The 2,504-nt window shown below is 52.1% G+C and carries 3 protein-coding genes; all 3 read left to right on the top strand.

The annotated features are described in order from the left end of the window. Window positions 1–334, top strand: a 334-nt coding sequence (locus ACE4YL_RS09840; protein WP_461369597.1) for a P27 family phage terminase small subunit, incomplete at its 5' end; no start/stop codon positions are given. Next, window positions 315–1,961: a terminase TerL endonuclease subunit gene (locus ACE4YL_RS09835; RefSeq protein WP_461369596.1), complete on the top strand. Its 1,647-nt coding sequence runs from the start codon at window positions 315–317 to the stop codon at window positions 1,959–1,961. The genes ACE4YL_RS09840 and ACE4YL_RS09835, both read left to right, overlap by 20 nt. Before the next feature lie 17 nt (window positions 1,962–1,978). Continuing rightward, a partial coding sequence (locus tag ACE4YL_RS09830; RefSeq protein ID WP_461369595.1) for a phage portal protein occupies window positions 1,979–2,504 on the top strand: 526 nt, incomplete at its 3' end.

Here is a 2,504-nt window from a genome sequence, read left to right as displayed (position 1 = left end):
TGTGGCCAGAGCGAAAAAGAGTCAAATTCGAGAGCAAATCAGACAGGACTTGACAGACCAATTGGAGCGTCAAGGGGTGTACGGCCAGCATTACCTTGACCTCATCGAGGACTACATGGCCCTGTGGGACACCAAAAATGCACTGATTGGGGACATCAAGAAGCGCGGGGTAATGACGAAGTACCAGAACGGCCAGAACCAGTGGGGCTACAAGAAGAACGACAGTGTGGCGAACTTGGACAAGGTAAACAAACAGATGCTGGAGCTGCTAAAGGAGCTGGGATTGAGGGCTGCAGACTTCGAGGCTGGTTCGGATGACGACGAGGAAATGTAGGCTGTATATCGATGACTACATGGAAGCTATTGAGAGCGGTAAGATACCCGCCTCCAGGCGGCTCCGGAAGGCTATGCCCTATATCAGGTCAAAGCTGGACGCACCGGGAGTGTATATCGATGAGGAAAAGGCGAAAAAGGCCGTCGAGCTCATCGAGAAGTATTTCGAGATAAAGTTGGTGCCTTGGGAGCTCTTTATTATTGCCCTTGTTCACGCCTATTATGAAGACGGTACGTTGGTATTTATGGAGTTTTTTATCTTGGTGGGGCGTGGCAACGGGAAAAACAAGTTCATCTCAGGATTGACCTGGTATCTGACTACGCACTACCACGGAATCCGGGGTTACAACATCGACATCATCGCTAACAGCCAGGAACAGGCCATGACTTCCTTCAATGACATCTACGAGGTGCTGGAGCTGACCTGGGCCAAGTCTAAAAAGTTCTTTTACAAGACCAAGCAGGTGATTGTGAACCTCAAGACCAATAGCTACATCAAGTATAACACCTCTAACTCTAGGACTAAGGACGGCCGCCGCTCTGCCTGTTTGGTGTTTGATGAGGTACACGAGTATGAGAACTGGGACCTTATTAATGTGTTCCGAAGCGGGTTTGGAAAGCGGGAGCATTCCCGGATTTTCTACATCACCACCAATGGCTATGTCCGCGGCGGTGTTCTGGATGAGCTCCTGGAGCTGTCGGATAAGGTGTTGTCAGGGGAGATCACGAATCTGCGGTTCCTCCCTCTCATCTATGAGATTGATGAGGAGGAGGAGCGGGATGACCCGGCCATGTGGGTGAAGGCCAACCCTTCGCTGCCGTACTTCCCCACTCTGAAGTTTCAGATGGAGCAGGAGTATGAGCTGGCCAAGCACCAGCCCAGCATGGCCAGCGAGTTCATGACCAAGCGCATGAACCGCCCGGCGGTGGACTCTTACACTGTGGTGGCCCCATGGGAGAAGATCATGACCACCGACCAACCTATCCCTTGGGATGACCTTGAGGGCCAGCCCTGCATTGGGGCTTTCGACTATGCGCAGATTAACGACTTCGCTTCCTGTGGCTTGCTCTTTAAATATAAGGGCAGGCGTTACTGGGTAGAGCACACCTTTGTGTGTCACTTGGCGCTCAAGATGGAGAACCGGAGGATTAAGTTCCCGGTAGAAGAAATGGCGCAGCAGGGCCTGATCACGATAGTCTACGGCGACATTATTACACCGGAGCATATTGCGAACTGGTTCATCGAGCAGGCCCGGAAGTACCATATCATCGATATTGTGGCGGACAGATATCGAGCCGAAGTTGTGCGCGACGCGTTTACTAAGGCCGGATTACCTTTGAGCATTATTCCTAGCGGTCCCGTAACACACGCCAAGAGAGCGCCCTTGATTACCACGATGTTTGCTGAAGAAACGATTGCCTTTGGAGATAACCCAACTATGCGCTGGTATATCAACAACACTTGCGTGGTGCTTGACCCTAAAGGGAATACTACTTACCACAAGATCGAGCCTAGAACCCGTAAGACAGATGGGTTCTTTGCTTTGATACATGCTTTGTCCAAAGACAGCGAGCTCCAAGACCCGGGAGATTTCAACATCTTGTCGTTCGGCGTTTACACGTACTAGAAGGGAGGGATTGCGGTGTGGGAATTCGACAGTGGTTCCTAGATTTGTTTGACAAGGAAGGCACGCTGAGTTTGAGTGCTGTGGTGGCCGGACTTGCCACAGAGGTCTACTACAAGGAGCTGGCCGTCCAAGCATGTGCTAACCTGATCGCCAAGACTCTGGCCCGGGCTGAGTTCAGAACCTTCCTGAAGGGCGAAGAGGTCCGAGAGGACATGTATTACCTGCTCAATGTCGAGCCCAATCCCAACCAGAACGCCAGCGACTTCTGGCGAGACGCGGTTTACAGGGCGGTCAGAAACAACGAAGCGCTGATCATCATGGACGGTAACTACCTGCACCTGGCTGATTCTTGGACTGTGGTGCCAGGCACTTTCGTTGAAAACCTCTACACCGAGATACAGCTGGGAGAGCTGAAGGAGCCTTTGAGACGGCGGGAAAGTGAAGTGCTGCACCTGCGGATGCACAACGAAAGGGCGCAGCAAGTCATTGAGGGCCTTTACAACTCTTACAGCAAGCTCATTGCTGCCGCGCAGAGGCGCTATC

Origin of the sequence: Candidatus Darwinibacter acetoxidans (assembly GCF_041936445.1) — a bacterium.
Lineage (GTDB): Bacteria > Bacillota > Limnochordia > Darwinibacteriales > Darwinibacteriaceae > DTU010.
The sequence above is the reverse complement of the archived record's forward strand: the minus strand, read 5'-3'. Positions and strand labels throughout refer to the sequence as shown.

Coding starts and splice junctions, on each gene's coding strand:
- ACE4YL_RS09835 (WP_461369596.1), top strand. CDS start 315: ATGACGACGAGGAAATGTAGGCTGTATATCGATGACTACATGGAAGCT.